The 26,677-nt window shown below is 73.5% G+C and carries 21 protein-coding genes; 9 read left to right on the top strand and 12 right to left on the bottom strand.

Annotated features, from left to right (window positions below; genetic code table 11):
* Positions 1-68: 68 nt before the first annotated feature.
* The gene (locus K8F61_RS11990) at positions 69-1,157 is read left to right on the top strand and encodes a PucR family transcriptional regulator (RefSeq protein ID WP_231819270.1); all 1,089 of its coding nucleotides are present in this window, start codon (positions 69-71) and stop codon (positions 1,155-1,157) included.
* Here K8F61_RS11990 and K8F61_RS11985 read toward each other — a convergent pair.
* Positions 1,099-2,460, bottom strand: coding sequence for an MFS transporter (locus tag K8F61_RS11985; RefSeq protein ID WP_231819269.1), 1,362 nt, complete (start codon positions 2,458-2,460; stop codon positions 1,099-1,101). The two genes, K8F61_RS11990 and K8F61_RS11985, sit on opposite strands and share 59 nt — an antisense overlap.
* A gap of 276 nt (positions 2,461-2,736) precedes the next feature.
* On the opposite strand from K8F61_RS11985, the gene K8F61_RS11980 reads away from it, so the two are divergent.
* Complete coding sequence (locus tag K8F61_RS11980; protein ID WP_231819268.1) at positions 2,737-3,294, top strand: nuclear transport factor 2 family protein; 558 nt, start codon at positions 2,737-2,739, stop codon at positions 3,292-3,294.
* 6 nt (positions 3,295-3,300) lie between these two features.
* Here K8F61_RS11980 and K8F61_RS11975 read toward each other — a convergent pair whose 3' ends face one another.
* Complete coding sequence (locus tag K8F61_RS11975) at positions 3,301-4,335, bottom strand: FUSC family protein (protein ID WP_067247987.1); 1,035 nt, start codon at positions 4,333-4,335, stop codon at positions 3,301-3,303.
* Positions 4,336-4,502: 167 nt separating this feature from the next.
* On the opposite strand from K8F61_RS11975, the gene K8F61_RS11970 reads away from it, so the two are divergent.
* Together K8F61_RS11970 and K8F61_RS19065 are read left to right on the top strand one after the other, a co-directional pair.
* Positions 4,503-4,943, top strand: coding sequence for a hypothetical protein (locus K8F61_RS11970; RefSeq protein WP_231819267.1), 441 nt, complete (start codon positions 4,503-4,505; stop codon positions 4,941-4,943).
* 322 nt (positions 4,944-5,265) lie between these two features.
* Positions 5,266-8,148 (top strand): helix-turn-helix transcriptional regulator, encoded by a 2,883-nt coding sequence (locus K8F61_RS19065; protein WP_269456624.1) that lies wholly within the window; start codon positions 5,266-5,268, stop codon positions 8,146-8,148.
* 237 nt (positions 8,149-8,385) lie between these two features.
* On the opposite strand, the gene K8F61_RS11955 is transcribed toward K8F61_RS19065, so the two are convergent.
* Positions 8,386-9,360 (bottom strand): siderophore-interacting protein, encoded by a 975-nt coding sequence (locus K8F61_RS11955; RefSeq protein WP_231819266.1) that lies wholly within the window; start codon positions 9,358-9,360, stop codon positions 8,386-8,388.
* A 48-nt stretch (positions 9,361-9,408) separates the two neighbouring features.
* On the opposite strand from K8F61_RS11955, the gene K8F61_RS11950 reads away from it, so the two are divergent.
* From K8F61_RS11950 to K8F61_RS11940, 3 genes are all read left to right on the top strand, one after another.
* Positions 9,409-10,317, top strand: a complete 909-nt coding sequence (locus K8F61_RS11950) for an ABC transporter ATP-binding protein (protein WP_372449963.1) — start codon at positions 9,409-9,411, stop codon at positions 10,315-10,317.
* 65 nt (positions 10,318-10,382) lie between these two features.
* Positions 10,383-11,411, top strand: coding sequence for an ABC transporter substrate-binding protein (locus K8F61_RS11945; protein WP_157518363.1), 1,029 nt, complete (start codon positions 10,383-10,385; stop codon positions 11,409-11,411).
* Positions 11,412-11,418: 7 nt separating this feature from the next.
* A complete protein-coding gene (locus tag K8F61_RS11940; RefSeq protein WP_336246418.1) occupies positions 11,419-13,554 on the top strand; it encodes an iron ABC transporter permease in 2,136 nt (711 codons plus the stop codon).
* A gap of 36 nt (positions 13,555-13,590) precedes the next feature.
* Here the strand turns inward: K8F61_RS11940 and K8F61_RS11935 are convergent, their stop codons facing one another.
* From K8F61_RS11935 to K8F61_RS11900, 8 genes are all read right to left on the bottom strand, one after another.
* Complete coding sequence (locus tag K8F61_RS11935) at positions 13,591-14,271, bottom strand: response regulator (protein ID WP_231819265.1); 681 nt, start codon at positions 14,269-14,271, stop codon at positions 13,591-13,593.
* Positions 14,268-16,955 carry a sensor histidine kinase gene (locus tag K8F61_RS11930; protein ID WP_231819264.1) on the bottom strand — a complete coding sequence of 896 codons (2,688 nt, stop codon included), beginning with the start codon at positions 16,953-16,955 and terminating at the stop codon, positions 14,268-14,270. Before K8F61_RS11930 ends, K8F61_RS11935 begins: the two co-directional genes overlap by 4 nt.
* On the bottom strand, positions 16,952-17,584 hold the full coding sequence (kdpC, locus tag K8F61_RS11925; RefSeq protein ID WP_231819263.1) for a potassium-transporting ATPase subunit KdpC: 633 nt from the start codon (positions 17,582-17,584) through the stop codon (positions 16,952-16,954). The genes K8F61_RS11930 and kdpC overlap by 4 nt, the downstream gene beginning before the upstream one ends.
* 21 nt (positions 17,585-17,605) lie before the next feature.
* Positions 17,606-19,795, bottom strand: coding sequence for a potassium-transporting ATPase subunit KdpB (kdpB, locus tag K8F61_RS11920; RefSeq protein WP_231819262.1), 2,190 nt, complete (start codon positions 19,793-19,795; stop codon positions 17,606-17,608).
* 1 nt (position 19,796) lies between these two features.
* Positions 19,797-21,479 (bottom strand): potassium-transporting ATPase subunit KdpA, encoded by a 1,683-nt coding sequence (kdpA, locus tag K8F61_RS11915; protein ID WP_231819261.1) that lies wholly within the window; start codon positions 21,477-21,479, stop codon positions 19,797-19,799.
* Entirely contained in the window at positions 21,479-21,568 is a 90-nt protein-coding gene (locus K8F61_RS11910; RefSeq protein WP_067247885.1) for a potassium-transporting ATPase subunit F, read from the bottom strand. The genes kdpA and K8F61_RS11910 overlap by 1 nt, the downstream gene beginning before the upstream one ends.
* The gene (locus K8F61_RS11905) at positions 21,565-21,705 is read right to left on the bottom strand and encodes a hypothetical protein (RefSeq protein WP_157518199.1); all 141 of its coding nucleotides are present in this window, start codon (positions 21,703-21,705) and stop codon (positions 21,565-21,567) included. The genes K8F61_RS11910 and K8F61_RS11905 overlap by 4 nt, the downstream gene beginning before the upstream one ends.
* Before the next feature lie 140 nt (positions 21,706-21,845).
* Positions 21,846-22,442 (bottom strand): GNAT family N-acetyltransferase, encoded by a 597-nt coding sequence (locus K8F61_RS11900; RefSeq protein WP_231819260.1) that lies wholly within the window; start codon positions 22,440-22,442, stop codon positions 21,846-21,848.
* Positions 22,443-22,503: 61 nt separating this feature from the next.
* Here K8F61_RS11900 and K8F61_RS11895 point away from each other — a divergent pair, with 61 nt between their 5' ends.
* Entirely contained in the window at positions 22,504-23,304 is an 801-nt protein-coding gene (locus tag K8F61_RS11895; protein ID WP_231819259.1) for a MerR family transcriptional regulator, read from the top strand.
* 46 nt (positions 23,305-23,350) lie between these two features.
* On the opposite strand, the gene K8F61_RS11890 is transcribed toward K8F61_RS11895, so the two are convergent.
* Complete coding sequence (locus K8F61_RS11890) at positions 23,351-25,435, bottom strand: APC family permease (protein WP_231819258.1); 2,085 nt, start codon at positions 25,433-25,435, stop codon at positions 23,351-23,353.
* A gap of 131 nt (positions 25,436-25,566) precedes the next feature.
* On the opposite strand from K8F61_RS11890, the gene K8F61_RS11885 reads away from it, so the two are divergent.
* Positions 25,567-26,667: a VanZ family protein gene (locus tag K8F61_RS11885; RefSeq protein ID WP_231819257.1), complete on the top strand. Its 1,101-nt coding sequence runs from the start codon at positions 25,567-25,569 to the stop codon at positions 26,665-26,667.
* Positions 26,668-26,677 lie beyond the last annotated feature (10 nt).

Genomic DNA, 26,677 nt, shown 5'->3' with positions numbered 1-26,677 from the left:
GCAGTGCGCGGCGCCTGGTCGCGTCCGCATGATCGGGCGCTCTCGGAGCGGGGAAGGAGGAGGTTTGCATGCCGGAACGGGACCGGGCACTGACCGTCGCGGACGTCATCCGATACTTCGACGCGTTGAGCGAGGCCGGAGCCGACTCCGACGAGTGCATCCGCGCCACGGCGCGTCTGACCGGGTGTCCGGTCTCGGTGCGCGGCGAGGACGGCGCGATTCGACGGTGCGACCCGGACGGGGGATTCGGCGGCGGCACGGCCCATCCCCGGGGCGAGGACATCGTGATCGAGCGCCGCGGTGACGCGCCGCCCACGGACACCGTCGTGCGCAGCCGACTGCGGCACTGCCTGAGGATCGCGGCCAGGGTCCACGGGCAGGTGCGCCGCGGGGAGGCCGGTCTCGTGGAGGTTCTGCTCGACGCGCGCGAGGGGCGAGAGGCGCGCGTGCGCGCGGCCCAGCTGCTCGGGCTGGACCTGCGACGACCCGTGCGTGTGCTCGCGGTCACCGCGGTCGACGACGCCATCGCGGACGTCCTCGGTCGCTGCTCGCCCGGCGGTCTGTGGCGATCGGGAGCGGTCGATGACGTCACGTCACTCGTCATCCAGGACGACGGCGCATCCGGTCGGCTCTCCCGCGAGCTGAATGATGCGCTCGCGAGGGCGTATCCCGCGCAGCGACCGGACGGGCCCGCCCGTCCGCCCTGGGTCGGGATCGGTGAGGCCGGACCCGCGTCAGCCGCGGCGGAGTCCTGGCGGCAGGCCCGCCACGCCCTCTCGTTCACCACCTCCATGGTCTACGGGTGGCGGGCGATCGCCTTCGGGAACCTCGGCGCGGTGGCCGCGCTCGCGGAGATCCCGGTCGGCCGGCTGGACGAGATCCCCGTGATCGCGCGGTTGAACGAGCTCGCCGCGACGCGGTCCGGGCGGATCGACGTGTACACGCTCGAAGCGTTCTGCGTGTTCGGCTCACTGCGACGCACGGCAGAGGATCTGCACCTGCACCACAGCACGGTCGCGTCGCGGGTCGAGAGGGTCTCCCGGGCGATGGGGTGGGACATGACGAGCGCCGTCGACAGGTTCATGGCGACCCTCGCGCTCATGATGAGGCGGATGACGCTGACGCGGGCCGATCTGCGGCAGCGCGGGGGCCTGTGACGGCGTCCGTCGTCACGCCCCGGGCTGGAAGGGTGAAGACCACGACGACGGCGACCACCGCGGCCCCCGAGGCGAGCAGGCCGCCCGCGTACGGATTGTCGGTGCTCGCGGAGAGCTGGGCGGCCAGCCACGGCCCCACACCGCCGCCGAGAGCCGAGCCCAGACCGAAGCCGAACGCGGCGCCGGTGTACCGCACCCGGGCGGGGAAGACCGCCGTCAGCGTCGCGTACATCGGCGCTCCGACCGCGCCGCCGAGCCCGCTCAGCACGGCGAATCCGACCCCCGTGACGAGGAGATGGCCGCCGGTGGCCTTCGCCAGCATCAGGACGGGCACGAAGAGGACGGCGAGGGAACCCATGACGATCACCATCGTGTTGCGGCGGCCGACGCGGTCTATGACCAGTCCCGCCCCGATCGTCAGCCCGATGGCTGCCAGCGCATAGAAGGAGGCGAGTCCGGCGGCCGCGCCGGCGCTGAACCCGACCTGCTCCTGGAGGAAGAGGGGGACGTACGTCGCCATGAGGTAGCCGATCATCAGCACCGTGGCGCTCAGCACGACGACCTTCGCGAGCGCGCCGGGATGACGGGTGAGGAGCTCGCGGACGGGCGCGGGCGGGATGCGGTCGTTCCTCACCAGGCGCTCGAACTCCGGCGAGTCCTCGAGCCGCATCCGCATCACCAGGCAGACGAGCGTGAGCGGGAGCGAGAGCAGCAGCGGCACCCGCCATCCCCACGTGCGCATCACCTCCTCGGAGAGCAGAAGGGTGGTCAGGGCCACGGCTCCCGGCGCGAGGACGGCGCCGAACGAGGTGCCCAGTGGCGTCACGGTGCTGAGCAGCCCATGGTTGCCCCGGTGCGCGTGCTCGGAGACGAACGTGGTGGAACCGGCCAGCTCGCCGCCCGCGGAGAACCCCTGCAGGAGCCGGAGGAGGACGAGGAGCACCGGGGCGGCGGCGCCGATCGTCGCGTAGGTGGGCAGCGATCCCATCGCGGTGGTGACCACCCCCATGCCGATGATGGTCGTCATCAGGGCGAGACGACGGCCACGTCGGTCGCCGAGCCGCCCGAAGAACAGGCCTCCCAGCGGTCGGCTCAGAAAGCCGCTGCCGAGGGCGAGCAGCGCGCTCAGAATGCCCAGCAGGGGGTCCTCGCTCGGGAAGAAGAGCGGGGCGGTGTAGACGACGAGGTATGCGTAGAGGAAGAAGTCGTACGACTCGATGGCGGTGCCGAGGAACCCCGCCATGGCCGCGCGGCGGACGAGACGCCGTGGGGGACGGGCGATGACGTTCGGATCGGTCGACATGGCGGAGCTCCTTCTGTCTTCGGCGGTGGCGTCCTGTTTCTCGGTGGTTGACGCTGTGGCCATCGGCCGCGATGACTCTGGCAGCACGAACGAGGCGCTGTCCAGAGCCGGTGACGCCGGGTCGGCGGATCCGGCCCGATTCGGGCGGAGGATCCGACGCGCGGACGGAACAGCGGCCGATCATCCGACGTGCGTCGGATGATTCCGGCCTGGCTCGCCGAGAGCATGGGGGCACGTCCGCATCCGACCGGACCGCACGATGGCAGAGGAGTGACCATGGCCGTGATCGACCCCACCCGTACCTGGCGACCGCTCGAGGAGCGCCTCGCGAGAACCTCGGACGCCCGGCATCGCGCGATGCTCGAGGTGGTGATCGCGCACATGAAGGCCGAGGCGGACGGCGACCTCGAGGCGCTCATGGCCACCGTGTCCGCGGATCCGCAGTACCACTTCTGGGTGGGCGGCGCGGATGTCGGGCCCAAGGGCCGCGACGCGGTACGGGATTACTACGCCGCGTTCGTGGGCAGCCGGTCGAACGTGTTGGAGTACGTCATCGACCGCCTCGTTCTCGACGACGAGACCCTCGTCACGGAGGGCACGCTCAAGATGATCTACCGCGGGGCGGCGGCGGCCGCGGCCGGCTTCGCGGCAGACGATCCCGACGCGGACTATCTCGTCGTCGCCCGGCAGCTCCTGCTCTGGCCCATCGACGAGAGCGGACGGGTGGCGGGCGAGGACTCCTACTCCGACGAGCCGACCAGTGTCACCCGGCTCGCGGGGGACGAGCTGCCCCAGCGCTACGTCGATCTCGCGTACGGCGGGGTGCGCCCGTGACCCGCATCAGTCCTCGTCGCGCAGCTCGGCCCTGATCCGGCGGAGGTCCTCGGTGAGAGAGCCGATGAGGACCCAGTGGGCGGAGGACGGCGGCCGCAGCGACAGGGGCGAGGTGAGCGCGGGGATCGTCGAGGTCAGGGCCTCCGGTTCGGGCGCGATCTCGGCGAGCTGCACCGCCAGGCGCACGTCGTGCCCGGCGCGGCGGAGCTGTTCGGCGATGGCCGCGACCGCCGGCTCCTCCGGCAGCGCGTCGTCGTAGTGGTCGAGATAGGCGCGGGTCATCCCGATCACCTGGGTCACGACGGGGCCGATCCGATCCAGGAGCGCGCGCAGGGCGGCGAGCTCGTCGCGGTGCCGGGATCCGCGCGGGTTGAAGGCCAGCGACTCCTCGCCCGCCGCGAGGGAGGCGTCGGCGGCGGCCTTCATCGGGCGCAGCAGCCGCGCCTCCAGCATGAGCTCCTGGAGCCGGGCGGGGCTGGTCGTCTGCGGGAGCGCCTCCGCCAGGCGGTCCAGGCTCGCCGCCACCTCTCCGCCGAGGAGCGCCAGGTCGCGGCGCGCCGGTGCGACGAGCACGGGCGCCACCACGAGGAGGTTCACGACGAGGCCGACCGCGGCACCGATGAGCGTCTCCACGATGCGGGCGACGGCATAGTCCGGACTCGACGACCCGAGTGCCAGCACGAGCATCGCCGAGATCGCCACCTGGTTCGCGGTTCCCGGCGTCGCCTTGAACGCCCACGCGACGATCATGGCGACCACGACCGCCAGCAGGACGATCCAGCTCCATCGCCCGAGCACGAGGCTGAGGGCCATCGCGATGACGACGCCCAGGATCACTCCGAAGCTGCGCTCCATCGCCTTCGCGAAGGACTGATTCACGCTCGGCTGGACGACCAGCAGCGCGGCGATGGCGGCGAACACCGGGAGCTGCCCCGGCACGACCCAGCCCGCCAGCAGCCACGCCGCGATGGTCGCCGCGGCCGACTTGACGACCTGCAGCAGCGGGCCCCGGCGGGCGCTGCGGATCGCGGTCATGCGCATGGCTCCACGCTAGTGCGCCGGCCCCGGCCGCGCCCGTCCCCGCATCCGCGGGCCGGGTCGTCTGAGGCGCCCGGAGCCGAAGATAGGGCATCCGCCCGATCCCGCACGGGGGCCTTAGCGAGGAGCGTAGGGGTGTCGAAGAAGAGAAGAAGCAGAAGGAGAAGGCCGTGGATGTGCACCCCTACCTCAGCTACCGCGTGACGACCCTCGAGATCGAGGAGGCCGCCCGTCGCGCCGAGCGTGCCCGGATGGCCGCCGAGCACGCCGACCAGACCCTCACCACGGAGCGGTTCGGCACCCGCCTGCGCCGCTGGCTCGGCCGGGATTCTGCCGTGCGCCGCCCGGCCACGCAGGAGGCCGCACCGGCTGCGTCGGTGTCGCCGCGGGCGTCGGCGGTCCGCGCGGCGTCCTCGGCGTCCGCGCGTCCGGCCGCTCCCGCGTCGGACCCGCGTGCGGCTTCCCGGTCGACGCCTGCCCGCACGTCCGCCCACGCCGCCGGAGCCGCGGCGCCGGCCGCGGCCGTCGCCGGATCCGGGGCGTTCACCGCCGGATCCGAAGCCTCCGCGGAGTCCTCCGAGCGTGTGCCGTGCGGTGTCGGAGCGGCGTGACCCCGATCCGCGACACGAACTCCGAGACCGACGTGCTCAGGGATGGCACGTCCGGTCGCATCCCTCGCGGGATGCGACCCCGGTCGTCGTCCCGGGGCGGTCTGGACCTGAGCCGCCCCGGGACGGCGTCCCACTCCCCGTTCTCAAGCCCTCCAGAATTCTCGAGACCCCCTTTGCCTGCCGAGACCCCCTCTGAGATCGCGGTGTGGGAGGGGGTTTCGGCGAGGGGAGGGGGTTTCGTGTGACGACATCGGGGAACGACCATCGGTCTGCTGTCGGCGGAGTCGGCCCCGATGTCGGTGGCTGGTGGGACGATGATTCCATGTCCCTCAACGCTCCCGCCGCCGAGATGGTGGGTCGCGATGCCGAGCTCGAGCGGCTGATCACCGCCCTCGGGCGGGCTCGCGCGGGCGAGAGCGCCTCCGTCCTCGTGGCGGGCGAGGCGGGGATCGGGAAGTCGCGGCTGCTCCGCGAGTTCCGCGACACGGTGGGCGATCAGGCCGCGGTGCTCACCGGGTGGTGCCTCGACTACGGCTCGACGCCGGCGCCCTACGGTCCGGTGCCCGCCATCCTCCGGGGCCTGCTCGCCGAGCTGGGCGCCGAGGCGGCGGATGCCGCCGGACCGGGCCGCGATGCACTGGGACTGCTGCTCCCGGAGCTCGGCGGCGCGCCCGTGGACCGCACGGTCACCGGGCCCGAGGGGCTGCGCGAGGCGATCGCGAACCTGTTCGAGGCGGCCGCCGCGCGGACGCCCGTGGTCGTGCTCATCGAGGATCTGCACTGGGCGGACGCGGCGACCCTGTCCCTGCTCTCCTTCCTTCTGCGCGTCCTGGCGGGACGACCGGTGCTCTTCGTGCTGACCTGCCGGATCGACGACGTGCGTCGCGGCGGTGCCGTGCGCCGGTTCCTCGTCGAGGCCGAGCGGGCCCGGCTTCTGGACCGGCTCGCCCTGCAGCGCCTCGGCCGTGCCGCGGTGCGCCGGCTGCTGCAGGCGTTGTCCGGGCCGGTCGACGAGGCGGCGCTCCAGCGGCTGCTCGAACGCAGCGAGGGCGTGCCGTTCTTCGTCGAGGAGCTCGCCTGCAACGCGCAGGGCCCTATCCCCGACTCCCTCCGCGACCTCCTGCTGGCCCGCTTCGATCTGCTCTCCGACGACGCCAAGCGCGTGGTCCGGACGGTGTCGGGATCCGACGGCGCGGTACCCCACGCACTGCTGGCGAGCCTGGCGGGCCTCGACGACGAGCGGCTGGACGAGGCGGTCCGCGAGGCGACGACCGCGGCCGTGCTCGCCGTACGCGGCGACGACAGTTACGGATTCCGCCACGCGCTGCTCCGAGAGGCCGTGCACGACGATCTGCTGCCCGGGGAGCGGGCCCGTCTCCACCGGGCCTACGGCGAGGCGCTGGAGGCGATCGCCGCCGAGACCGCGGTCTCGCTCGCGCCTGCCCTGGCGTTCCACTGGCATCAGGCGCACGACGCCCGGCGGGCTCTGATCGCCGCCGTCGAGGCGATGATGCAGGCCAAGGCCAGCTATGCGTTCTCCACGGCGGCGCGGTTCGGCGAGCTGGCCCTGGAGCTGTGGGAGCAGGTCCCCGACGCCGCGGAGGCGGTGGGGCTGGAGCGGATCACCCTGCTCGCACGCCTCGGGTCGATCCTGCGCAACGCGGGAGACGGCGAGCGTTCGCTGGCGGTCGTCAACCTGGCGCTCGACGAGGCGGACCCGTCCGCCACCGACCCCGCGGTGTACGTGCGGCTGTTGCGCGACAAGGCCCACTATCTGCAGAACCTCGGCCGTCCCGGACCGATCGAGCTGTTCTCGCAGGCGCTGCAGGAGATGGAGGGCCGGGTCGACGACGACCGTCTGCGTGCCACGCTGCTGAACCACCTCACGGGGCGCCTGATGATCACGGCCCGCGTCACCGAGGGCCTCGAGCGCGCGGACGAGGCCGCCGCACTGGCGGAGCGCTGCGGACTCGAGGGCCCGCTGTCGGTGGCGTTCAACCTGCGTGGGACGATGCGCGTGCAGATCGGCAGGGTCGACGAGGGGATGGCGGACTTCCGCTCCTCGTGGGAGCACGCCGTCGACAGCGACGCGCGCCTGCGGTACTGGGTGAACTACTCCGACATCCTCGCGCTGCTCGGGCGCTACCGGGAGGCGGTCGAGATCGCGGAGGCGGGTGTCGAGCACGCGCGCAGCCTCGGGGTCGGCCGCTCGACGGGGTCGCTGCTCGCGCACAACATGATCGAGCCCCTCATCGACCTGGGCGAGATCGCGCGCGCGGAGGAGATCCAGGAGAAGGACGTCTCCTTCCGCACCCTGCACCTGAACCGCGTCTACGCCACCATGTCCCGGATCCGGCTGCTCGCCTGGCGAGGACGGATCGCCGATGCCGAGGCGCTGCTCGCCGAATGGCGCGCGACGATCGAGTCGATCTCCCGGCTGGAATCGCAGACCTGGTACTCCCACCGTGCGATCGAGCTCGCGATCGCGATCGGCGGGGGCGATTTCGCGCGTGCCGTCGAAGCGGCCCGTCTCGTGGTGGCGGACGAAGGACCGTCTCACGCACACCGACGCCGACCGCTGTTGGACGCGGCCTGGGCGGTGGCACAGCTTCGTGACTGCGAGGACGACCAGGCGGCGGAACTGACGGGAGAGCTGCGATCCGCGTGGGAGCGCATGCCGGAAGAGCTGTGCGGCACCGCGCGGGTCGTGTCCCTGGCCCTGGCGTTCCCGGACCCGGCCCGGCTCCGCGAGGCCGTGCACGCGGCGGACGAGGGCGAGGTCCCGGCGATCTATCGTGTGATCGCACGGATCGAGCTCGCCCGCGTCCTCGCCGCCGAGCGCGGCAGGCCCGAGCGAGCCGAGGCTGCGGCGGTGCTGAGCGAAGCCGCGGACTTCGTCGACGCCCTCGGACACGTCGGCCTCGCTCGAGAGGTCGCCGATCTCGGCGTCGCCTCCGGCCTGCTCGGCGCGGGATCCGGCGGTCGCGAGAGCGAGGCCGGCGGGGGCGCCGAGCTCACGGCCCGCGAGCGGCAGGTCCTCGAGCTGATCGCCGAGGGGCTCAGCAACCGCCAGATCGGGGAGCGCCTCTTCATCAGCGTGAAGACGGCGAGCGTCCACGTCTCGGCGATCCTGCGCAAGCTCGGCGTCTCGTCGCGGACGGAGGCGGCGGTCGCCGCCGCCAGACTCACCGCCGACGCCCGCTGAGCCCCGTCCACGGTGCGGGAGCCTCGCCCCGAAGGGACCCCGTCCCGAAGGATCCCGTCCCGAAGGATCCCGTCCCGAAGGATCCCGTCCCTGTGTCGCCCGTCGCCCGTTCGTGTGTGTGACTCCGTCGAGACCCCCTCGGCCCGTCGAGACCCCCTCTGAGAACGCGATGTGGGAGGGGGTTTCGGTGGGGAGAGGGGGTTTCGACGTGGCGGGCGGGGGAGGGATCCGGGCCGGTCAGTTCTCCGCGCGGCCGTGGCGCCAGTAGCCCATGAAGGCGATCGAGCGGCGGTCGATCCCGAGGTCGCGGACGAGATGGCGGCGGAGGGCGGTGATCGTGCCCGCCTCCCCCGCGAGCCACGCGTACTCCCCGCCGGCGCTCTCCTCCGGCACCTCCCACAGGATGTCGTCCGGGTCCGGCTCGCTCAGAGCCTCTGCCGTCGCGACCGCACCGGTCCCTGAACCGGCCCCCGATCCGGCCACCCCGGCCGCCGCCGCTCCGGCGCCGACGAGCGCCCGGGCGCGGCGGCGTTCGGCCCGTTCCTGGCCCCACGCGTGGACGGCGGCGCTGAGGCGGACGCCGTGCGCCGCGCTGCCGCGGGCGAGCCAGGTCACACGCACGCCGTCCGGCGCGCTGAGCGGGAGCTCGTCGGCCTCGGCCGGCACCTCGACCAGCACGTCGCCGCGCACGTGCGAGGGGAGCGTCTCGACGATCGCGCAGATCGCCGGGACCGCGGTCTCGTCGCCCGCGATCAGGACGGTGTCCGCGTCGCCGGGGCGCCATTCGAATCCTCCGCGCTCCTCGGCGCGGGCGTCGGGACCGACGACGACGAGAGGCTGCCCGGGTGCCGCGGCGGACGCCCAGGCGGAGGCCGGCCCCTCGGTGCCGTGGAGGACGAAATCGACGTCGATCTCGCGCTGTGCGGGCCGGACCGCCCGCACCGTGTACGTCCGGATGGGATTGCGCTGCGCGTCCGGGAGCGTCCGCCAGCGCGCGTACCACTCACCGAGCGGTGCCGTCTCGTCGAACTGGCCGACGTCGGTGACCGTGCCGTCCTCGAACGGGATCATGAGCTTGATCCGCTGGTCGAGGCCGTCGGTGCCGAAATGGACGAGGTCCTCGCCGGTCAGCGTCACGCGGGTGAAGTGCGGGCTGAGCGCGGTCACACGGGAGACGGTGGTCCGGAAGCTGCGGTAGGGCTGAACGGTCACGGTTCCACTATAGGCACCTATAGGTTAGGCTTCCCTAACGTGACCGACATCCAGACCTCGACGCCCGAGCCCGCGCACCGCGTCGGCTCCGCGGCGCCCCGGCGTCCGGCACCGCTCGCCGAGGCCGGGCCGACCGCCCCCGGCGACCTCAGCGCGGAGGCGCTCGCGCTGCGCTACGGACGGACCCCGGTCGTGCACGACGTGTCGCTCCGGCTCCGCCCGGGCCTCGTCACCGCGCTCATCGGCCCGAACGGCAGCGGCAAGTCCACGGTCCTGCGGGCGATCGCGCGTCTGCACCGGATCGAGTCCGGCCGCGTGCGCGTCGGCGACGAGGACGCCTCGACGCTGTCGGCGCGCGCCTTCGCCCGCACCGTCGCCATGCTGTCCCAGTCGCGCCCGCACCCGTCCGGCCTCGAGGTGCGCGACGTCGTCGCACACGGCCGCCACCCGCACCGGGGGCGGTTCTCCGGGCTGACCGACGCGGACCGCGACGCGATCGAGCGGGCCCTCGCGCTCACCGGCCTCACCCGGATGGCGCATCGCCCCGTGGACGAGCTCTCCGGCGGCGAGCTCCAGCGGGTCTGGCTGGCGACCTCTCTCGCGCAGAGCACGGGGATCCTGCTGCTCGACGAGCCCACGAACCACCTCGACCTGCGCTACCAGATCGAGACGCTGGATCTCGTCCGCGACCTCGCCGACCGGGGCACGGCCCTCGGCGTGGTGCTGCACGACCTGGATCACGCGGCGTCCGTGGCGGACCACGTCGTGCTCATGCACGAGGGGCGAGTGCTCGCGGCCGGCACGCCGGCGGAGGTGCTCACCGGTGAGAACCTCTCGCACGCCTACGGCCTGACCATCGACACGGTCCACGACGCGGACACCGGCCGGGTGCGCGTCATCCCGCGCGGACGCCACCACGAACGGCTGCGGCCCGTGCGCGCCGCGGTCCCCGCCTGACCCGACCGACTCTTCCCGACACCCGACCGCATCCGAACCCGCGGATGCCCCGAGCTGGAGCCCTCATGCGCAAACCCCTCGCCCTCCTCGCCGTCCTCGGCGCCGTGACCCTCGCCCTCGCCGGATGCGGGACGACGTCCGTCGCCCCGCAGGATTCGGACGCCCCGGCCGCGGCCACGGCCGCCGGCTGCGCCGACGACACGACGAAGACCTCGACGGGCCCGGTCGAGGTGACCGACGCCTTCGGCCGCACCGTCTCGCTCGACAAGCCCGCCGAGCGCGTGGCCGTGCTGGAGTGGCAGCAGATCGAGGACGCGCTGACGCTGTGCGTGACTCCGGTCGCCGTCGCCGACGCCGAGGGCTTCGCCACCTGGGACACGGCGGAGAAGCTCCCCGAGGGCGTCACCGACGTCGGCACCCGGCAGGAGCCGAACCTGGACACGCTGGTCAGCGCGAAGCCGGACCTCGTCATCGTCGAGGCGAACACGCGCGACGACGCGATCATCGGCCAGCTGGAGAAGTACGGGATCCCGGTCCTCGCCACGATCGGCGCGGACGCGAAGGACCCGATCGCGCAGATGCTGTCCACATTCGACACCATCGCGCAGGCCACCGGTCGCGAGGAGCGCGCCGAGGTCGTGACCGAGGAGTTCGAGAAGCACCTGAAGGACGCCGAGGCGAAGGTCGCGGACGCCGACCCGGCGGTGACGGAGTTCGTCTTCCTCGACGGCTGGGTGGACGGCGGCAACGTGGCCCTGCGCCCGTACGGCGACGGATCCCTCGTGGGCGCGATCGGCATCCGGCTCGGTCTCACCAACGCGTGGACCGGTGAGACGGACCCGGCTTACGGCCTCGGCACCACCGACATCGAGGGCATGACCACGATCGGCGACGCCACCATCCTGCACACCGGCACGGAGGCCGGCGCCGAGGACGACTTCCTCACCGCCGCGGCGAAGAACCCCGCCTGGGCGTCGATCCCGGCCGTGAAGGAGGACCGCGTGCTCGCGTTCCCGTCGGGGATCTGGATGTTCGGCGGGCCGCGCTCGGCGCAGCAGATCATCGACGCGTACGTCGACGTCATCACGAAGTGACCCGCGCGTGCCGCAGCCAGACGAGTCCGCCGCGGTGAGCGTGGGCGCGGTCCTGTCCCCACGCCGCCCGGCTCCCGCGGGACCGGAGGGGCCGGGGGAGGGCCGGGAACCGGGGGAGGGCACGGACGCCGCGGCATCCGGCCCCCGGCCCGGCTCCCTGCTCGCCGGGGTCGGCGTGCTGCTGGGCCTGGTCGCGGTGCTGATCCTCGTCGGCGCGTGGCACCTGACGCAGGGCACCAGCGGCGCGGCCCTCGTGGACGCGGACCTCTTCCTCGGCTCCCGCCTGCCGCGGCTGGCGGCCGGGGTCGCGGTCGGCGTCGCGCTGGGCGCGGCGGGGGTGCTCATGCAGTCCCTGTCGCGCAACGCCCTGGCCTCGCCGGACACCCTCGGGGTGACGGCGGGGTCGTACCTCGCCGTGACGGCCGTCGCCGCGTTCGGGATCTCCGTGCCGGTGTGGGCCTCGGGCGGGGTCGCGTTCGCCGGAGGTCTCGGCGCGGCGGCGCTCGTGCTCGGCCTCGCCGGCGGCGCGGGATCCTCGACCACGCGCCTCGTGCTCGCCGGATCCGCGCTCGCGCTGGCGTTCCAGGCCGGCACCTCGACGCTGCTGATCCTGTTCCAGGAGGAGACGAAGGGACTGCTCGCCTGGGGAAGCGGCAGCCTCTCCCAGCTGGGCATCGACGCGTTCCTCCAGGCGGCGCCGGTGGTGCTCATCGCGATCGCGCTCGCCCTCGTCCTCGCGCGGCGGCTCGACGTGCTCTCCCTCGGCGACGACACCGCGTCCTCCCTCGGCATCCCGGTCCGCTCCACCCGGATCATCGGGATCCTCCTGTCGGTGGTGCTCACCGCCACGGCCGTGACCCTCGCGGGGCCTATCGGCTTCGTCGGGCTGTGCGCGCCGGTGCTCGCGAGGCTGCTGTCGCGGCTGGTCCCGGCGCTCGGCAGGCACATGCTGCTCATCCCGACGGCGGGGCTGCTGGGCGCGGTCGTCGTGATCCTCGCGGACGCGGTGCTGCGGGCCCTCATCGGCGCCGAGGGCGCCCTCGCGGTGCCGACCGGTGTGGCCACCACGGTCCTCGGCGCGATCGTCCTCGTCCTCATGGCGCGGCGCCTGCGGGACTCGGGGCCGACCCGCCAGCCGCCGAGCATCCGCTCCGGCGTGCGCAGCGCCGGCCGGTTCCGCATCGTGCTCGTGCTCGGCGTCGTCGCGCTCGCGGCGGTGATCCTCACCGGGCTGCTGCTGGGGAGCACGGCCCTGCTCACCGGCGACATCGCCCTGTGGCTGCAGGGTCAGGCCCCGCCGCAGATCGCCTTCGCGCTGGACGAGCGCTCGCCCCGCGTCATCGCCGCGGTCACCGCCGGCGCGGCCCTCGCCCTCGCCGGCGCGCTCACCCAGGCGGTCAGCCGCAACCCGCTCGCCGACCCGAGCCTGCTCGGGATCACCGGGGGCGCCGGGCTCGGCGCGGTGCTCGTCGTGACCAGTGCGGCCGCCTCCACGTTCGGCATGCTGGTCGGCGCGGTCGTGGGCGCGCTCGCCGCCTTCGTGCTCGTGTACCTCCTCGCCTGGCGCGGCGGGATCAGCGCCGACCGGTTCATCCTCATCGGGATCGGGATCTCCTACGCCGCCGTGGCGCTGACGACGTTCGTGCTGCTGCGCAGCGATCCGTGGAACACCCCGAAGGTGTACACCTGGCTGTCCGGGACCACCTACGGACGGATCTGGGAGCAGGTGATCCCGCTCGGGATCGCCCTGCTCATCGCGCTGCCGCTCGTCTTCGCCCAGCGTCGGGACCTCGACGTGATCGCGCTGGACGAGGACACCCCGCGCCTGCTCGGCGTGGGCCTGGAGCGCTCCCGGCTCCTCCTGCTCGTGGTCGCGGCGCTGCTGGCGGCGCTGAGCGTGGTCGCGGTCGGCGTGATCGGGTTCGTGGGGCTCGTCGCCCCGCACGCCGCCCGCGCCCTCGTGGGCGCGCGGCACACCCGGGTGATCCCCGTGGCCGTCCTTCTGGGCGCGGTGCTCGTGGGGGCCGCCGACGTGCTCGGGCGGACGGTCATCGCGCCGGCGCAGCTGCCGGCGGGGCTGATCGTGGCGCTGCTCGGCGCGCCGTACTTCGTCTGGCTGCTCTGGCGCTCGCGCGACGTCTGACGCGTCGCGGGCGCCGGCTCGGCCGCGGCGGATCGGTCAGGACGGATCGAGGACGAGCCGGTAGCCCATGCCCTGCTCGGTGAGCAGGTGCACGGGCGACCCGGGCACCCGCTCGAGCTTCTTGCGGAGCTGCGAGAGGTACAGCCGCAGATAGCCGGTGTCGGCCACCTGCTCGGTGCCCCAGATCTCCCGCAGCAGCTCCTGCCGCGTGACGAGGGAGCCCGGGTGGCGGGCGAGGTGCTCCAGGATCCGCCATTCGGTGGGGGTGAGGTGCACCCGCTCCCCGGCGCGCGTCACGGTCTTGGCGGACAGATCCACCTCCACGTCCCCGAACGACACGACCGCCTCCGCGGGCGCCGTCGTCCGGCGCCGGGCGAGGGCGCGCAGCCGCGCCAGGAGCTCGTCGATCTGGAACGGCTTGGTCACGTAGTCGTCGGCTCCGGCGTCCAGGGCCTCGACCTTGTCGGCGGATCCGGTCCGTCCGGAGACCACCAGGATCGGCACGTCGCTCCACCCGCGGATCGCCTGGATGACGCCCATGCCGTCCAGCCGCGGCATCCCCAGGTCCAGCAGCACGATGTCCGGCCGCGACTGCACGGTGGCGGTCACGGCCGCGGCGCCGTCCGGCACCCCCACGACGTCGTACCCGTGCGCGGCCAGGGTGATCCGCAGCGCGCGCACGAGCTGGGGGTCGTCGTCGGCGACGAGCAGTTTCATCGTCCCTCCTCGGGGTCGGGGGATGCGCGGTGGTCCAGGGGCCGTAGCGGTCCGAGGCGCGACGCGCCGGGGCCGGCGGCCAGGATCTCGTCCCCGTCCTCGCCGGCCGTCGGGCGAGGGGACGACCCGGTCTGATCCTCGCGAGCCGTGGCCAGGGGCAGGGAGACCACCATCGTCAGCCCGCCGCCGGGGGTGTCCTCCGCCGTGAGCGTGCCGCCCATGCCCTCGGTGAACCCGCGGGACAGGGCCAGGCCCAGGCCGAGGCCCGTGGCGTTGTCGGTGTCGCCGTGGCGCTGGAAGGGGAGGAACGCGCTCTCGCGACGGTCCTCGGGGATGCCCGCGCCGCGGTCGACGACCCGGATCTCCGCCCGCGCGCCGAGGCTGCTCGTCGAGACGAGCACCCGGGTGCCCGCCGGGGCGTGCCGGACGGCGTTGGTGAGCAGGTTCACCAGGACACGGCGGAGCAGGACCGGATCGGCCCAGAGCGGCGCGAGGTCGGCGTCGAGCGCGAGCTCGATCTCATCCGGACCGAGCGACAGCTCGTCCAGGGCGGCGACCACGATCCCCGCGCCGTCGACCGGTCCCCAGGACACGGCGAGCACCCCGGCCTCGACCCGGCTGACGTCGAGGAGGTCCGTCACCAGCCGGGAGAGGGTGTCCAGGCTCTCGTCCGCGGTGGCCAACAGCTCCGCACGGTCCTCGGGCGACAGCCCGTGCGTTCCGCGCAGCCCGCCCACGGCCGCCATCGCGGCGGCGAGGGGGCGCCGCAGGTCGTGACTGAGCGCGGACAGCAGCGCGCTGCGCACGCGGTCGGTCTCGGCCAGCACCTCCGCCTCGCGGGCGGTCTCCCGCAGCTCCGAATGCTCGATGGCCGCCGCGAGCTGGGCGACGATCGCGTCGCGCAGCCGCCGGCCGGCGGCGTCGAGCGGGTCGCCGTGCAGCTCCAGCGTCGCCCGCGGCTGCCCGTCCGCGGTGCGCCCGACCGGGACGGACGTGGACCGGCCGTCCGGGAGGGGCTCGCCGTCCCTGGCCAGGATCGTCCCGTCCGCCGCGACGAGGCGTACGCCGCTCAGGCCGAACGCCTCGCGCATCCGGCTCACCAGCGCCGTCGGCGCGCTGTCGCCGCGCAGCACGTTCCCGGCGACCCCGGCGAGCAGCTCCGCCTCCGCCGCGGCCCGCTGCGCCGCGCGCGCCCGGCGTGCCGCCTGGTCCACGACGACGCTGACGAGCACCGCGATGACGACGTACAGGACGAGCGCGAGGGCGTGCAGCGGATCCGCGATCGTGACGGTGAACAGCGGCTCGACGAAGAGGAAGTCCAGGGTCAGGCCGGAGAGGACCGCGGCGAACAGCGCGGGGCGCAGACCGCCGACCAGCGCCACCACGACGACGAGCAGCTGGTAGGCGAGCACGTCCGAGGTGATCGACGCCTCCGAGCGCAGGGAGAACAGGAGCCAGGAGAGCAGCGGCCCGCCGACGAGGGCGATCGCGAACCCGAGGATCTGCCTCCGCCACCCCAGCGCGCCGCCGGTGACCCGCGGGAGCCGACCGTGTCCGCCCGCCGCGGCATGCGTCACGATGTGCACGTCGATCGCCCCGGCCAGGCGGATGACCTCCGCCCCGATCCCCGGGCCGGTGAGGGCCGCGGCGAACCGGCCCCGGCGGCTCACGCCGATCACGAGCTGCGTCGCGTCCACGGACTGGGCGAACTCCACCAGGGTCCGCGCCACGTCGTCGCCGACGAGCTGGTGCATCGTCCCGCCCAGGGACTCGACGAGGGCGCGCTGAGCCGTCAGGGCGCCCGGCGCGTCCGCGCGCAGGCCGTCCTGCGTGGACACGTGCACCGCGAGAAGCTCACCGCCGGCGGCGCGGGCGGCGATCCGCGCTCCGCGTCGCAGCAGCGTCTCCCCCTCCGGGCCCCCGGTGAGGGCGACGACCACGCGTTCCCTGGCCTGCCACGCGCCGTCGATCCCGTGCTGGCTGCGGTACGAGCGCAGGGCGCTGTCCACCTCGTCGGCCAGCCACAGCAGGGCGAGCTCGCGCAGCGCCGTGAGGTTCCCGAGGCGGAAGTAGTTCGACAGCGCGGCGTCGATCCGTTCGGCCGGATAGACGAGACCGGCGGAGAGGCGGTCCCGCAGCGACTCCGGCGCCAGGTCGACGACCTCGATGCCGTCGGCGGCCCGGACCACCTCGTCGGGCACCGTCTCCTGCTGGGCGATGCCGGTGATCTTCTCCACGACGGCGTTCAGGGACTCGATGTGCTGCACGTTGACGGTCGTCACCACGTCGATCCCGGCGTCGAGGAGGTCCTGGACGTCCTCCCAGCGCTTGGCGTGCCGGGAGCCGGGGGCGTTCGTGTGCGCGAGCTCGTCGACCAGCGCGAGCTCCGGAGCCCGGGCGAGCACGGCGTCGAGGTCCATCTCCTCGAGCACGACGCCGCGGTGCGCGACCGTCCGCCGCGGGACCTCCTCCAGCCCCTCGGCCTGCGCGCGCGTCGCGGCGCGCCCGTGGGTCTCCAGGACCGCGACGACCACGTCCTGTCCGCTGTCGCGCAGGCGCCGTCCCTCCGTGAGCATCTCGAACGTCTTGCCGACGCCGGGGGCCGCGCCGAGCAGGACGCGCAGGCGACCGCGCGGCCGCCCGCCGGGGCGCCCGCGCGGCGGCGATCCGCCTGCGTCGGTCATCGGCCCTCCCGGTCCTGCGCGTCGAGCGCGGTGTTGAGCTCCAGGACGTTGACCCGTGGTTCGCCGAGGAATCCCAGGTCTCGATTCTGCACCCGCGACTCGACGAGCGCGCGCACGTCGTCGGCGGCGATCCCGCGCGCCTCGGCCACGCGGGGGACCTGCAGCAGCGCGTACGGGAGGCTGATGTCCGGATCAAGTCCGGAGCCGGAGGCCGTGACCGCGTCGGCGGGGACGGCGTCCTCCGAGACCCCCTCGCGGACCGCGATCTCGGCGCGCCGCGCGGCGATCGCCTCGACGAGCTCCGGATTCGTCGGGCCCAGGTTGGATCCGCTCGACGACGACGGGTCGTAGCCGTCGCCGGCGGCGGAGGGGCGGGGGAAGAAGGACGAGAGGTCGTCCTCGGCGGGGAGCTGCCCGATCAGCGCGCTGCCGACGGGCTCCTCCCCGCCGGGCCAGCCCCCGGTGCGCTCCCCGGCGGCGTCGACCTGGGAGCCGTTCGCCTGCCACGGGAAGACGAGCTGACCGATGCCGGTGAGGGCGAGCGTGTACCCGACGCCGAGCAGGAGCGTGAGCACGAGCATGGCCCGCAGGGCCACGGCCCCGGTGCGGACGGAGGTGCGGAGGTTCATGGGAGGCCTTTCGGAGAGGGGTCAGAAGCCGGGGAAGAGGCTCACGACGAGGTCGATGAGCTTGATGCCCACGAAGGGGACGATGACGCCGCCGATGCCGTACACGAGGAGGTTGCGCTGCAGGATCTGCGCGGCGCCGGCCGGCCGGTAGCGCACCCCGCGCAGGGCGAGCGGGATGAGGAAGACGATCACGATCGCGTTGAACACGATCGCGCTGGCCACGGCCGAGGCGGGCGAGTGCAGGCCCATGATGTTCAGCGCGCCGAGCCCGGGGAAGGCCCCCATGAACATGGCGGGGATGATCGCGAAGTACTTCGCGATGTCGTTGGCGAGCGAGAAGGTCGTGAGCGCGCCCCGCGTGATGAGCAGCTGCTTGCCGATCCGCACGATGTCGATGAGCTTGGTGGGGTCCGAGTCGAGGTCCACCATGTTCCCGGCCTCCTTGGCGGCGGAGGTCCCGGTGTTCATGGCGACGCCGACGTCGGCCTGGGCGAGCGCCGGCGCGTCGTTCGTGCCGTCCCCCGTCATGGCGACGAGGCGCCCGCCCTCCTGCTCCCGGCGGATCAGTGCGAGCTTGTCCTCGGGCGTGGCCTCGGCGAGGTAGTCGTCGACGCCCGCCTCGGCGGCGATCGCCTTCGCCGTCAGCGGATTGTCCCCGGTGATCATGACCGTGCGGATGCCCATCCGGCGCAGCTCGCCGAAGCGCTCGGCGAGCCCCTCCTTGACGACGTCCTTGAGATGCACCACGCCCAGCACGCCCCCGGTCGCCGCTCGCTCGACGACCGGAGCTGCGACGGCGACGACGAGCGGGGTCCCGCCGGAGGCGGCGATCTCGTCCGCGAACCGGGCCGCCTCGGCGGCGGCCGCGTCCTCCGCCCCGCCCTCCTCCGCCAGGCAGGCGCGGATCGCCGAGGCGGCGCCCTTGCGGATGCGCGTGCCGTCCGGCAGGTCCACGCCGCTCATCCGCGTCTGCGCCGTGAACGGCACGGCGACCGCGTCCTCGGGGGCCTGGACGGCGACCCCGCGCGCGGCGGCGAGCTCCACAATGGAGGCTCCCTCGGGCGTCGGGTCTGCGAGGGAGGACAACGCGGCCGCCCGCAGCAGCTCCTCGGCGGGCACGTCGCCGACGGGGCGCACGTCCGTCGCCCGCCGGTTTCCGTAGGTGATGGTGCCGGTCTTGTCCAGCAGGAGGGTCGTGACGTCGCCGGCCGCCTCCACCGCCCGCCCGGACATGGCCAGGACGTTGCGCTGCACGAGCCGGTCCATGCCGGCGATGCCGATGGCCGACAGCAGCGCGCCGATGGTGGTGGGGATGAGGCAGACGAGGAGGGCCACGAGGACCGGGATCCCCACGGGGGAGGCCGAGTACGCCGCGATGGGGCCGAGCGCGAGCACGACCACCAGGAACACGATGGACAGGCTCGCGAGCAGGATGTTCAGCGCGATCTCGTTGGGGGTGCGCTGGCGGTCGGCGCCCTCGACGAGCGCGATCATGCGGTCGACGAAGGTCTCCCCCGGCTGGGACGTGATGCGCACGACGATCCGGTCCGACAGCACGCGCGTCCCGCCGGTCACGGCGCTGCGGTCGCCGCCGGACTCGCGCACGACCGGGGCGCTCTCGCCCGTGATCGCCGACTCGTCCACCGTGGCGATCCCGGAGACGATGTCGCCGTCGCCGGGGATCGGCTCCCCCGCGGTCACGACGACCACGTCGCCGAGCCGCAGGGCCGCCGACGACACCTCCTCGGTCGCGGCGTGCACGGCGTCCGGATCCGCGGCCTCGTCGTAGCGGACGACGCGGCGCGCGGTCGTGCTCGTCCGGGTCTTCCGCAGGGTCGCGGCCTGCGCCTTGCCGCGGCCCTCCGCCACGGACTCCGCGAGGTTCGCGAACAGCACCGTGACCCACAGCCATCCGGCGATCGCGGCCGTGAAGCCGGCGGGCACCGCGGCTCCGCCGGACGCGTCCGAGCCGAGGAACGGCTCGGCGATCGCGAGCACGGTGGTGAGGGCCGCGCCCGCCCAGACGAGCAGGATCACGGGGGTGCGCAGGAGCCGCGCGGGGTTGAGGCGGCGCAGCGCGCCCGGGAGAGCGGCGACGAGCTGCCGCGGCCCGAACGCGCGCGGCGTGCGGGAGGAATGGTCCGGCGCGGACGGGTCTGCGACGGACGTGGGGTCGGGGACCGGGGCGCGGTCGGTGTCGGTGAGGGTCATGTCAGACGAGTCCTTCTGCGAGGGGCCCGAGCGCGAGCACGGGGAAGTAGGTGAGAGCGGTGACGATGACGGTCACCGCGGCGAGGAGCCCGGCGAACTGCGGGCGATGGGTCGGCAGGGTGCCCGCGGTCTCCGGGACCCGGTCCTGCGCGGCGAGCGAGCCGGCCAGCGCGAGCACGAACACGATCGGCAGGAACCGGCCGAGGATCATCGCCACACCGAGCGCCGTCGCGAGCCACGGCGTGCTGGCGGTGAGTCCCGCGAAGGCCGAGCCGTTGTTGTTGGCGGCCGAGGTGAACGCGTAGAGCACCTCGCTGAGACCGTGCGGCCCCGGGTTGAGGATGCTGGTGGACACCACCTCCTCGCGGATGCCGGGGAGGGCGAAGCTCAGGGCGGTCCCGCCGAGCACGAGGGTCGGCACGACGAGGATGTAGAGGCTCGCGAGCGTGATCTCCCGCGGGCCGATGCGCTTGCCGAGGTACTCCGGGGTCCGCCCGACGAGCAGACCGCCGACGAACACGGCGAGCACGGCGAGCACGAGCATCCCGTAGAGTCCGGATCCGACGCCGCCGGGGGCGACCTCGCCGAGCATCATGTTGAGCATCGGTATCATGCCGCCGAGTGCCGTGTAGGAGTCGTGCATCGAGTTCACGGCGCCGGTCGAGGTGAGCGTGGACGCACTGCCGAACAGCGTGGACCCGAAGATCCCGAACCGCTGCTCCTTGCCCTCCATGGCGCCGCCGGCCAGCGCCGGGGCCGCGCCGTTCCCCGCCGCCTCCAGCGCGGTCAGCGCGGCGGTCGAGACGAGGAAGATCCCGGCCATCACCCCGGCGATCGCGTATCCCTGGCGATCGTCGCCGATCATCCGGCCGAACGCGCGGGGAAGGGAGAACGGGATGGCGAGGATCAGCAGGATCTCGACGAGGTTCGTCCAGGGCGCGGGGTTCTCGAACGGGTGCGCGGAGTTCGCGTTGTAGAAGCCGCCGCCGTTCGTGCCCAGGAGCTTGATGACCTCCTGGGAGGCGACCGGGCCGCCCGGCAGGGCCTGCGTGCCTCCGGAGAGGGTCTGCACCTCGGTGAACCCGGCGAGGTTCTGCGCGACGCCGCCCGCGAGCAGCACGAGGGCGCCGAGGACCGCGACCGGCACCAGGAGCCGGACCAGGCCCCGGATCAGGTCGACCCAGAAGTTCCCGATCGTGCCGCTGCCGCGCCGCGCGAAGCCGCGCACCAGCGCGACCGCCACCGCGATCCCCACGGCGGCGGAGACGAAGTTCTGCACCGTGAGGCCGGCGAGCTGCACGAGGTGCCCCACGGTCTGCTCCGGCGAGTACGACTGCCAGTTGGTGTTCGCGACGAACGAGGCGGCGGTGTTGAACGCGATGGGCTCGGGCACGGGCGGAAGGCCCAGCGAGAGGGGGAGCACGGCCTGCGCGCGCTGGAGCAGGTAGAGCAGGATCAGCCCGACGACCGAGAACGCGAGCAGGCTCCGCGCGTAGGAGCGCCAGGTCTGCTCCGCCGTCGGATCGACGCCGATGAGCCGGTAGATGCCGCGTTCGACGCGGAGGTCCTTCGCCCCCGTGTAGATGCGGGCGATGGCGTCGCCCAGCGGGCGGTAGAGCAGGACGAGGGCGACGAGGAGCACGCCCGCCTGCAGGATGCCGAAGCCGATGGCGGCCGCGTCCATCAGAACCGCTCCGGGGCGATGAGCGCGACGAGGAGGTAGCCGATGGCGGCGACGGCCAGGACGGCGGCGAGGATCTGCAGGACGATCATCCGCGCTCGCCTCCGTCCACGGCTTCGCGACGGGCGGGGCGGCGGGCGGGGGCGCCGATGCGCTCCGCGCCCCTCGCCGCCATCGCGACGAGCAGGAACAGCGCGAGCGTCAGCGCCAGATAGAGGAGATCGAACACGGATCGATCTCACTGCCCGGGCGGGCCGCGAACGGCGATCCTCACGGAATCCCTACGGCGGCCGGGCGGACCCATGCGGATCCCTGACGGCGGACCCGGTCCCGTCGCCCGCGGCAGCCGCGGACCGGTGCGAGGGGCGGTCAGCGCGGGGGCGCGGTGGGCCAGTCCTCGGCGAGCACGGCGTAGTCCATGCCGTCCATCCACTCGCCGGACCGGTGCAGCGCCGTGCGCCGGCTGTGCTCCTCGCGGCGCATCCCGATCCGTTCCATGAGCCGCCACGACGGCTCGTTCGCGGCGAAGCACCCCGCGTGCACGCGGCGCAGCCCCAAGGGCCCGAAGCAGGCGTCGATCACCGCGCGGACGGCCTCGGTGGCGTAGCCGCGCCCGGCGTGGGCGGGATCCAGCACCCAGCCGAGCTCCGCCTGCGTGCCCCGCGCCGCGTCGACGACCTCGGCCTGCGCCCAGCCGTCCTCGACGCGCACCATCAGGTCGCCGACGATGACGGGGTCCTTCCCGGGCTCGCGGCGCACGATGACGAACGTCGTCGCCAGGCGCTCGGGGTCCGAGTACGTCTCGTGGAACGCCGCGCGGGTGGCCGGCGCGCGACCCAGCCACCGGTTCACCTCCGGGAGCCGGCGGTACGCCCAGACGGCGTCGAGGTCGGCGGGGACGCAGCGACGGATCTCGAGGCGCTCGGTGCGCAGGGGCCAGGGCTCGGCGGCGGTCGATGAGGTCACGGCGCCAGGCTATCGACCGGCAGGGACAGACGCGGGCGTCCCGACGTGGCAGTCTCGATGCATGCCCTCCGCCGCCGATCCCGACGAGCTCGCCACGGTCGGCGCCGTCGCGGCGTCGCTCGGCGTGACGGTGCGGACCCTGCACCACTGGGACGCCATCGGACTCGCCTCGCCGTCTCGGCGCACGTCCGGCGGATACCGCGCGTACGACCCGGCCGATGTCGCGCTCCTGCGGCGCATCGTGCTTCTCCGCGAGCTCGGCGTGCCCCTCGCGGGCATCCGGACCCTGCTGTCCGCCGGGGCCGACGAGCGCCGCGCGGAGCTCATGCGGCGCCGCGCGGAGCTGGACGAGCGGATCGCCCGGCTGCAGGAGGTCGCCGCGGCGGTCGACCGGCTCATCGCCGCCGACGCCACCGGACCGCTCCTTCCCGCCGACAAGGCGACGGAGGTGTTCGGCGAGGACTGGGACCCGGCGTGGACGACCGGGGCGCGCGAGCGCTGGGGGGATTCCCCGCAGTGGGCCGAGTACGCCGAGCGGGCGGCCGAGCGGGACGCCGACGACTGGCGGGCCGTCGTGGGCGAGCTGGAGGAGGTGCTGACGGCCTGCGCGGAGGCGTTCGCTGCGGGAATCCGGCCCGAGGACGGCCGCGCGGCCGCGCTCGTGGAGCGGCACCGGCAGGCGATGAGCGCCTACTTCCACTGCACGCCGTCGATGCACGTGATCATGGCGCAGACCTTCTCCGGGGAGCACGCGGCGCACTACGACGGTTACGCTCCCGGTCTCGGGGAGTGGCTGCGCGCCGCGGTCGAGGCGTCCGCCCGCGCCCGCGGCATCGATCCGGCCCGCGCGCGGTGGGAGTGACCGCCGGGTTCCCCGGAGCGGGTCGACCCGCCGGAGACGGTCCCGGTCAGCCGGCGTCGGGCGGGCCCGCGGGGCGCTGGGCGCGCCGGCCCGACGAGCCGTAGACGGCGACCGGGCGTCCGGCGCGCTCCTGTCCGGGCACGGGCCGGGACCGTCGCCCGTAGATCAGCTCGGACGAGTCCAGCAGCCACGGCACGAGCGTGATCGTCACGCCGTGCACGAGCATGAGCTGGTTCGCCATGCGGCGCGCGCGGCGGTTGTGCAGCAGGCTCTCCCACCAGTGGCCGACGATGTACTGCGGCAGGTAGACGGTCACCACCGACGGCCCGTGCTTCGACCGGTACTCGCGGATGAAGTGCTCCACCGGCTGGGCGTACGTCCGGTAGGGCGAGTCGACGATCACGAGCGGCACGGGGATCCGGTGCCGCTGCCACTCGCGCTGGAGCTGCGTACCGTCCTCCGGCGTGAGGGCGACGTGCAGGGCCACGGTCTTGTCGTGGTTGGCCGCGATGGCGTAGTCGAGCGCCTTGACGACGGGCTTCTGCAGCCGGTTCACCAGGACGATCGCCACATCTCCCGCGGATCCGAAGTGGGTGGCGTCGTCGACGGCGATCTCGTGCTCCACGTCCCGGTAGTAGCGCTTCACCCCGACCATGAGGACCGCGAGCACGGGGATCGCGAAGAACACCATCCACGCGCCGTGCGTGAACTTCGTGATCGTCACGATCAGCAGGACGAGGACGGTGAGCGTGGCGCCCGCGGAGTTGATGACGAGGCCGGTGTAGGCCGAGCGGCGCAGCGGCGCGGCCTCGGCCACGGTCTTGGCGCGCGTGCCCCGCAGCACGCGGCGCCAGTGCCGCACCATCCCGATCTGCCCGAGGGAGAAGGAGACGAAGACGCCGATGATGTAGAGCTGGATCAGGGTGGTCAGGTTCGCCTGGAACACCACGAGCACGGTGACCGCGGCGATGCCGAGGACGATCATCCCGTTGGAGAAGACCAGCCGGTCGCCGCGGGTGTTCAGCGCCTTGGGGGCATAGCCGTCGCGGGCGAGCACCGCCCCGAGGAGCGGGAACCCGTTGAACGCGGTGTTGGCGGCGAGCAGCAGCACGCAGGCGGTGGCCGCCTGGATGAGGAAGAAGGGGATGCTCCCGCCGCCGAAGGTCGCCGCGGCGACCTGAGCCATGAGGCTGGGCTGCGGGTTCGCGCAGTCGAACCCGACGAGCGCGCACGGGTCCTCCGCGTAGTGCACGCCCGAGATGAGCGCGAGGGCGGTGAGGCCGGCGAACAGCAGCGCGGCGATCGCGCCCATCATCGCGAGGGTCGTCTGGGCGTTTCGGATCTTCGGCATCCGGAAGGCCGGCACGCCGTTGGACACGGCCTCGACGCCGGTCAGTGCCGAGCAGCCGCTGGAGAACGCGCGCAGTACGAGCAGGATGACGGCGGCCTGGCTGAGGTCCTCCGCCTGCACCGCGAACTCGGCGCTGGAGGCGACCGGTGCGTCGCCCAGGACCGTGCGGACCAGCCCCGTCACGATCATGACGGCGACCGAGCCGATGAAGACGTAGGTGGGGATCGCGAACACGGTGGACGCCTCCCGCACGCCGCGGAGGTTCACGATCACGATGAGGATCACGAAGCCGACCGCGAGCTCGACCCGCCACGGGTTGAGCTCCGGCACGGCGGAGATGATGTTGTCCACGCCCGACGCGATGGAGACGGCGACCGTGAGCACGTAGTCGACGAGCAGCGCCGCCGCGACGACCACCCCGGGGATCTCGCCCAGGTTCGTCGACGCCACCTCGTAGTCGCCGCCGCCGGACGGGTAGGCCTTGATGAGCTGGCGGTAGCTGAGCACCACGACGACGAGGAGGAGCACCACCGCTCCGGCGACCAGCGGGGTGAACGACAGGAAGGCCATGCCGCCCACGAGCAGGATCATCAGCAGCTCCTGCGGCGCGTACGCCACCGAGCTCAGCGCGTCCGACGCGAAGATCGGCAGCGCCATGCGCTTGGGGAGCAGCTGCTCGTCGGCCTGCTCGGAGGTGAGCGGATCCCCCAGGAGGATGCGCTTGGCCAGCTGCGGGGCGTCCGCGCTCTCACGGCTCTCATTTGCCACGAGCGGCGACATTACGCCTGCGCGCGGCGGCGTGCAATGCGGGATCCGTACGTTTCCCTCACGATCCGCTCACGGCCCGCGGCGTGCCGCCTCGGTGCGGGCCGTGAGCATGGGCGGCCGCCGTGGCCGCGTAGGCTCGACGGGTGCAGGATCAGGTGCTTCTCGGCTTCCTCGCGACGGCCATCGGCCTGGTCTTCGGCGTCCTCCTCTTCGTGCCGTTCGTGGCGATCAGCTACCGCCGCCGCGGGCGGCTGACGGTCGGGCGCCTGGTGCTCTGGCTCGCGGCGCTGATCTATTTCTGGGCGATCTGGACATACACTCTGCTTCCCTTGCCGGATCCGGACGACATCCGCTGCGTGGGAGCGATCCTGGATCCGATGTCGGTCGTGCACGACGTGCAGAAGGCGTTCGCCCGCTCGGCCAACCCTCTCACCGACCCCGCGATCCTGCAGCTCGCGCTGAACGTGCTGCTGTTCCTCCCCCTGGGGTTCTTGCTGCGGGTGCTCGGCGGACGGGGCGTCGTCACCGCGCTCGCCGTCGGGTTCGGGCTGTCGCTGTTCATCGAGACGACGCAGCTCACGGGCGTCTGGACGATCTACCCGTGCGCCTACCGCTTCTTCGACGTCGGCGACCTCATGACGAACACGGCCGGCGCCGTGCTCGGATCGCTCCTGTCCCTCGTCGTGCCCGCCCGGCTGCGGGGCTCCGCGGCGTCGCCGGATGCGGATCGGCCGCGCCCCGTGACGCGGGGGAGGCGCCTGCTGGCGATGCTGTGCGATGCGATCGGCTACAGCATCGTCGCGTTCGGCGCCGGGGTGGTGATCCTGCTCGCCCGCCTCTACATCCTCGGCGAGTCGACGGCGCAGGGCGACGACGGCCTCACGACGCTCATCGGCACCGGCGGCACCAGTCTGGTGTGGCTGATCTGGATCCTCGTCACGGGCCAGTCGCCGGGGGACGCGGCGGTGCAGCTGCGGTATCGCGGCGGACCGCTCCCGGCCGCGCTCGCGCGAGTCCTGCGCTGGGCGGCCGGCGTGGGCGGGATCTCCGCGCTCGCCCTCGTCGGCGCGGCGGGGGAGGCATGGGTGTGGCCGCTGATGGCCCTCGCCGTGGTGCTCGCCCTGTTCACCCGCGGCGGGCGGGGACTGCCCTGGCTCGTGTCCCGACAGGAGCTGACGGATGCCCGCGAGCCGGCTCGTTCGCCCAGGACGAACGCACAGCCGAATCAGATCACGGGTGCGTAACGTCGAGCGC

It is taken from the genome of Microbacterium resistens (genome assembly GCF_021172025.1).
Classification (GTDB): domain Bacteria; phylum Actinomycetota; class Actinomycetes; order Actinomycetales; family Microbacteriaceae; genus Microbacterium; species Microbacterium resistens.
This window is presented reverse-complemented; position numbering and strand designations above follow the sequence as displayed.

Excerpts from the sequence above, each read along its gene's own strand:
- K8F61_RS11990 (WP_231819270.1), top strand. The coding sequence starts at position 69 with ATGCCGGAACGGGACCGGGCACTGACCGTCGCGGACGTCATCCGATAC.
- K8F61_RS11985 (WP_231819269.1), bottom strand. The coding sequence starts at position 2,460 with ATGTCGACCGATCCGAACGTCATCGCCCGTCCCCCACGGCGTCTCGTC.
- K8F61_RS11980 (WP_231819268.1), top strand. The coding sequence starts at position 2,737 with ATGGCCGTGATCGACCCCACCCGTACCTGGCGACCGCTCGAGGAGCGC.
- K8F61_RS11975 (WP_067247987.1), bottom strand. The coding sequence starts at position 4,335 with ATGCGCATGACCGCGATCCGCAGCGCCCGCCGGGGCCCGCTGCTGCAG.
- K8F61_RS19065 (WP_269456624.1), top strand. The coding sequence starts at position 5,266 with ATGTCCCTCAACGCTCCCGCCGCCGAGATGGTGGGTCGCGATGCCGAG.
- K8F61_RS11945 (WP_157518363.1), top strand. The coding sequence starts at position 10,383 with ATGCGCAAACCCCTCGCCCTCCTCGCCGTCCTCGGCGCCGTGACCCTC.
- K8F61_RS11935 (WP_231819265.1), bottom strand. The coding sequence starts at position 14,271 with ATGAAACTGCTCGTCGCCGACGACGACCCCCAGCTCGTGCGCGCGCTG.
- K8F61_RS11930 (WP_231819264.1), bottom strand. The coding sequence starts at position 16,955 with ATGACCGACGCAGGCGGATCGCCGCCGCGCGGGCGCCCCGGCGGGCGG.
- kdpC (WP_231819263.1), bottom strand. The coding sequence starts at position 17,584 with ATGAACCTCCGCACCTCCGTCCGCACCGGGGCCGTGGCCCTGCGGGCC.
- kdpB (WP_231819262.1), bottom strand. The coding sequence starts at position 19,795 with ATGACCCTCACCGACACCGACCGCGCCCCGGTCCCCGACCCCACGTCC.
- kdpA (WP_231819261.1), bottom strand. The coding sequence starts at position 21,479 with ATGGACGCGGCCGCCATCGGCTTCGGCATCCTGCAGGCGGGCGTGCTC.
- K8F61_RS11910 (WP_067247885.1), bottom strand. The coding sequence starts at position 21,568 with ATGATCGTCCTGCAGATCCTCGCCGCCGTCCTGGCCGTCGCCGCCATC.
- K8F61_RS11895 (WP_231819259.1), top strand. The coding sequence starts at position 22,504 with ATGCCCTCCGCCGCCGATCCCGACGAGCTCGCCACGGTCGGCGCCGTC.
- K8F61_RS11890 (WP_231819258.1), bottom strand. The coding sequence starts at position 25,435 with ATGTCGCCGCTCGTGGCAAATGAGAGCCGTGAGAGCGCGGACGCCCCG.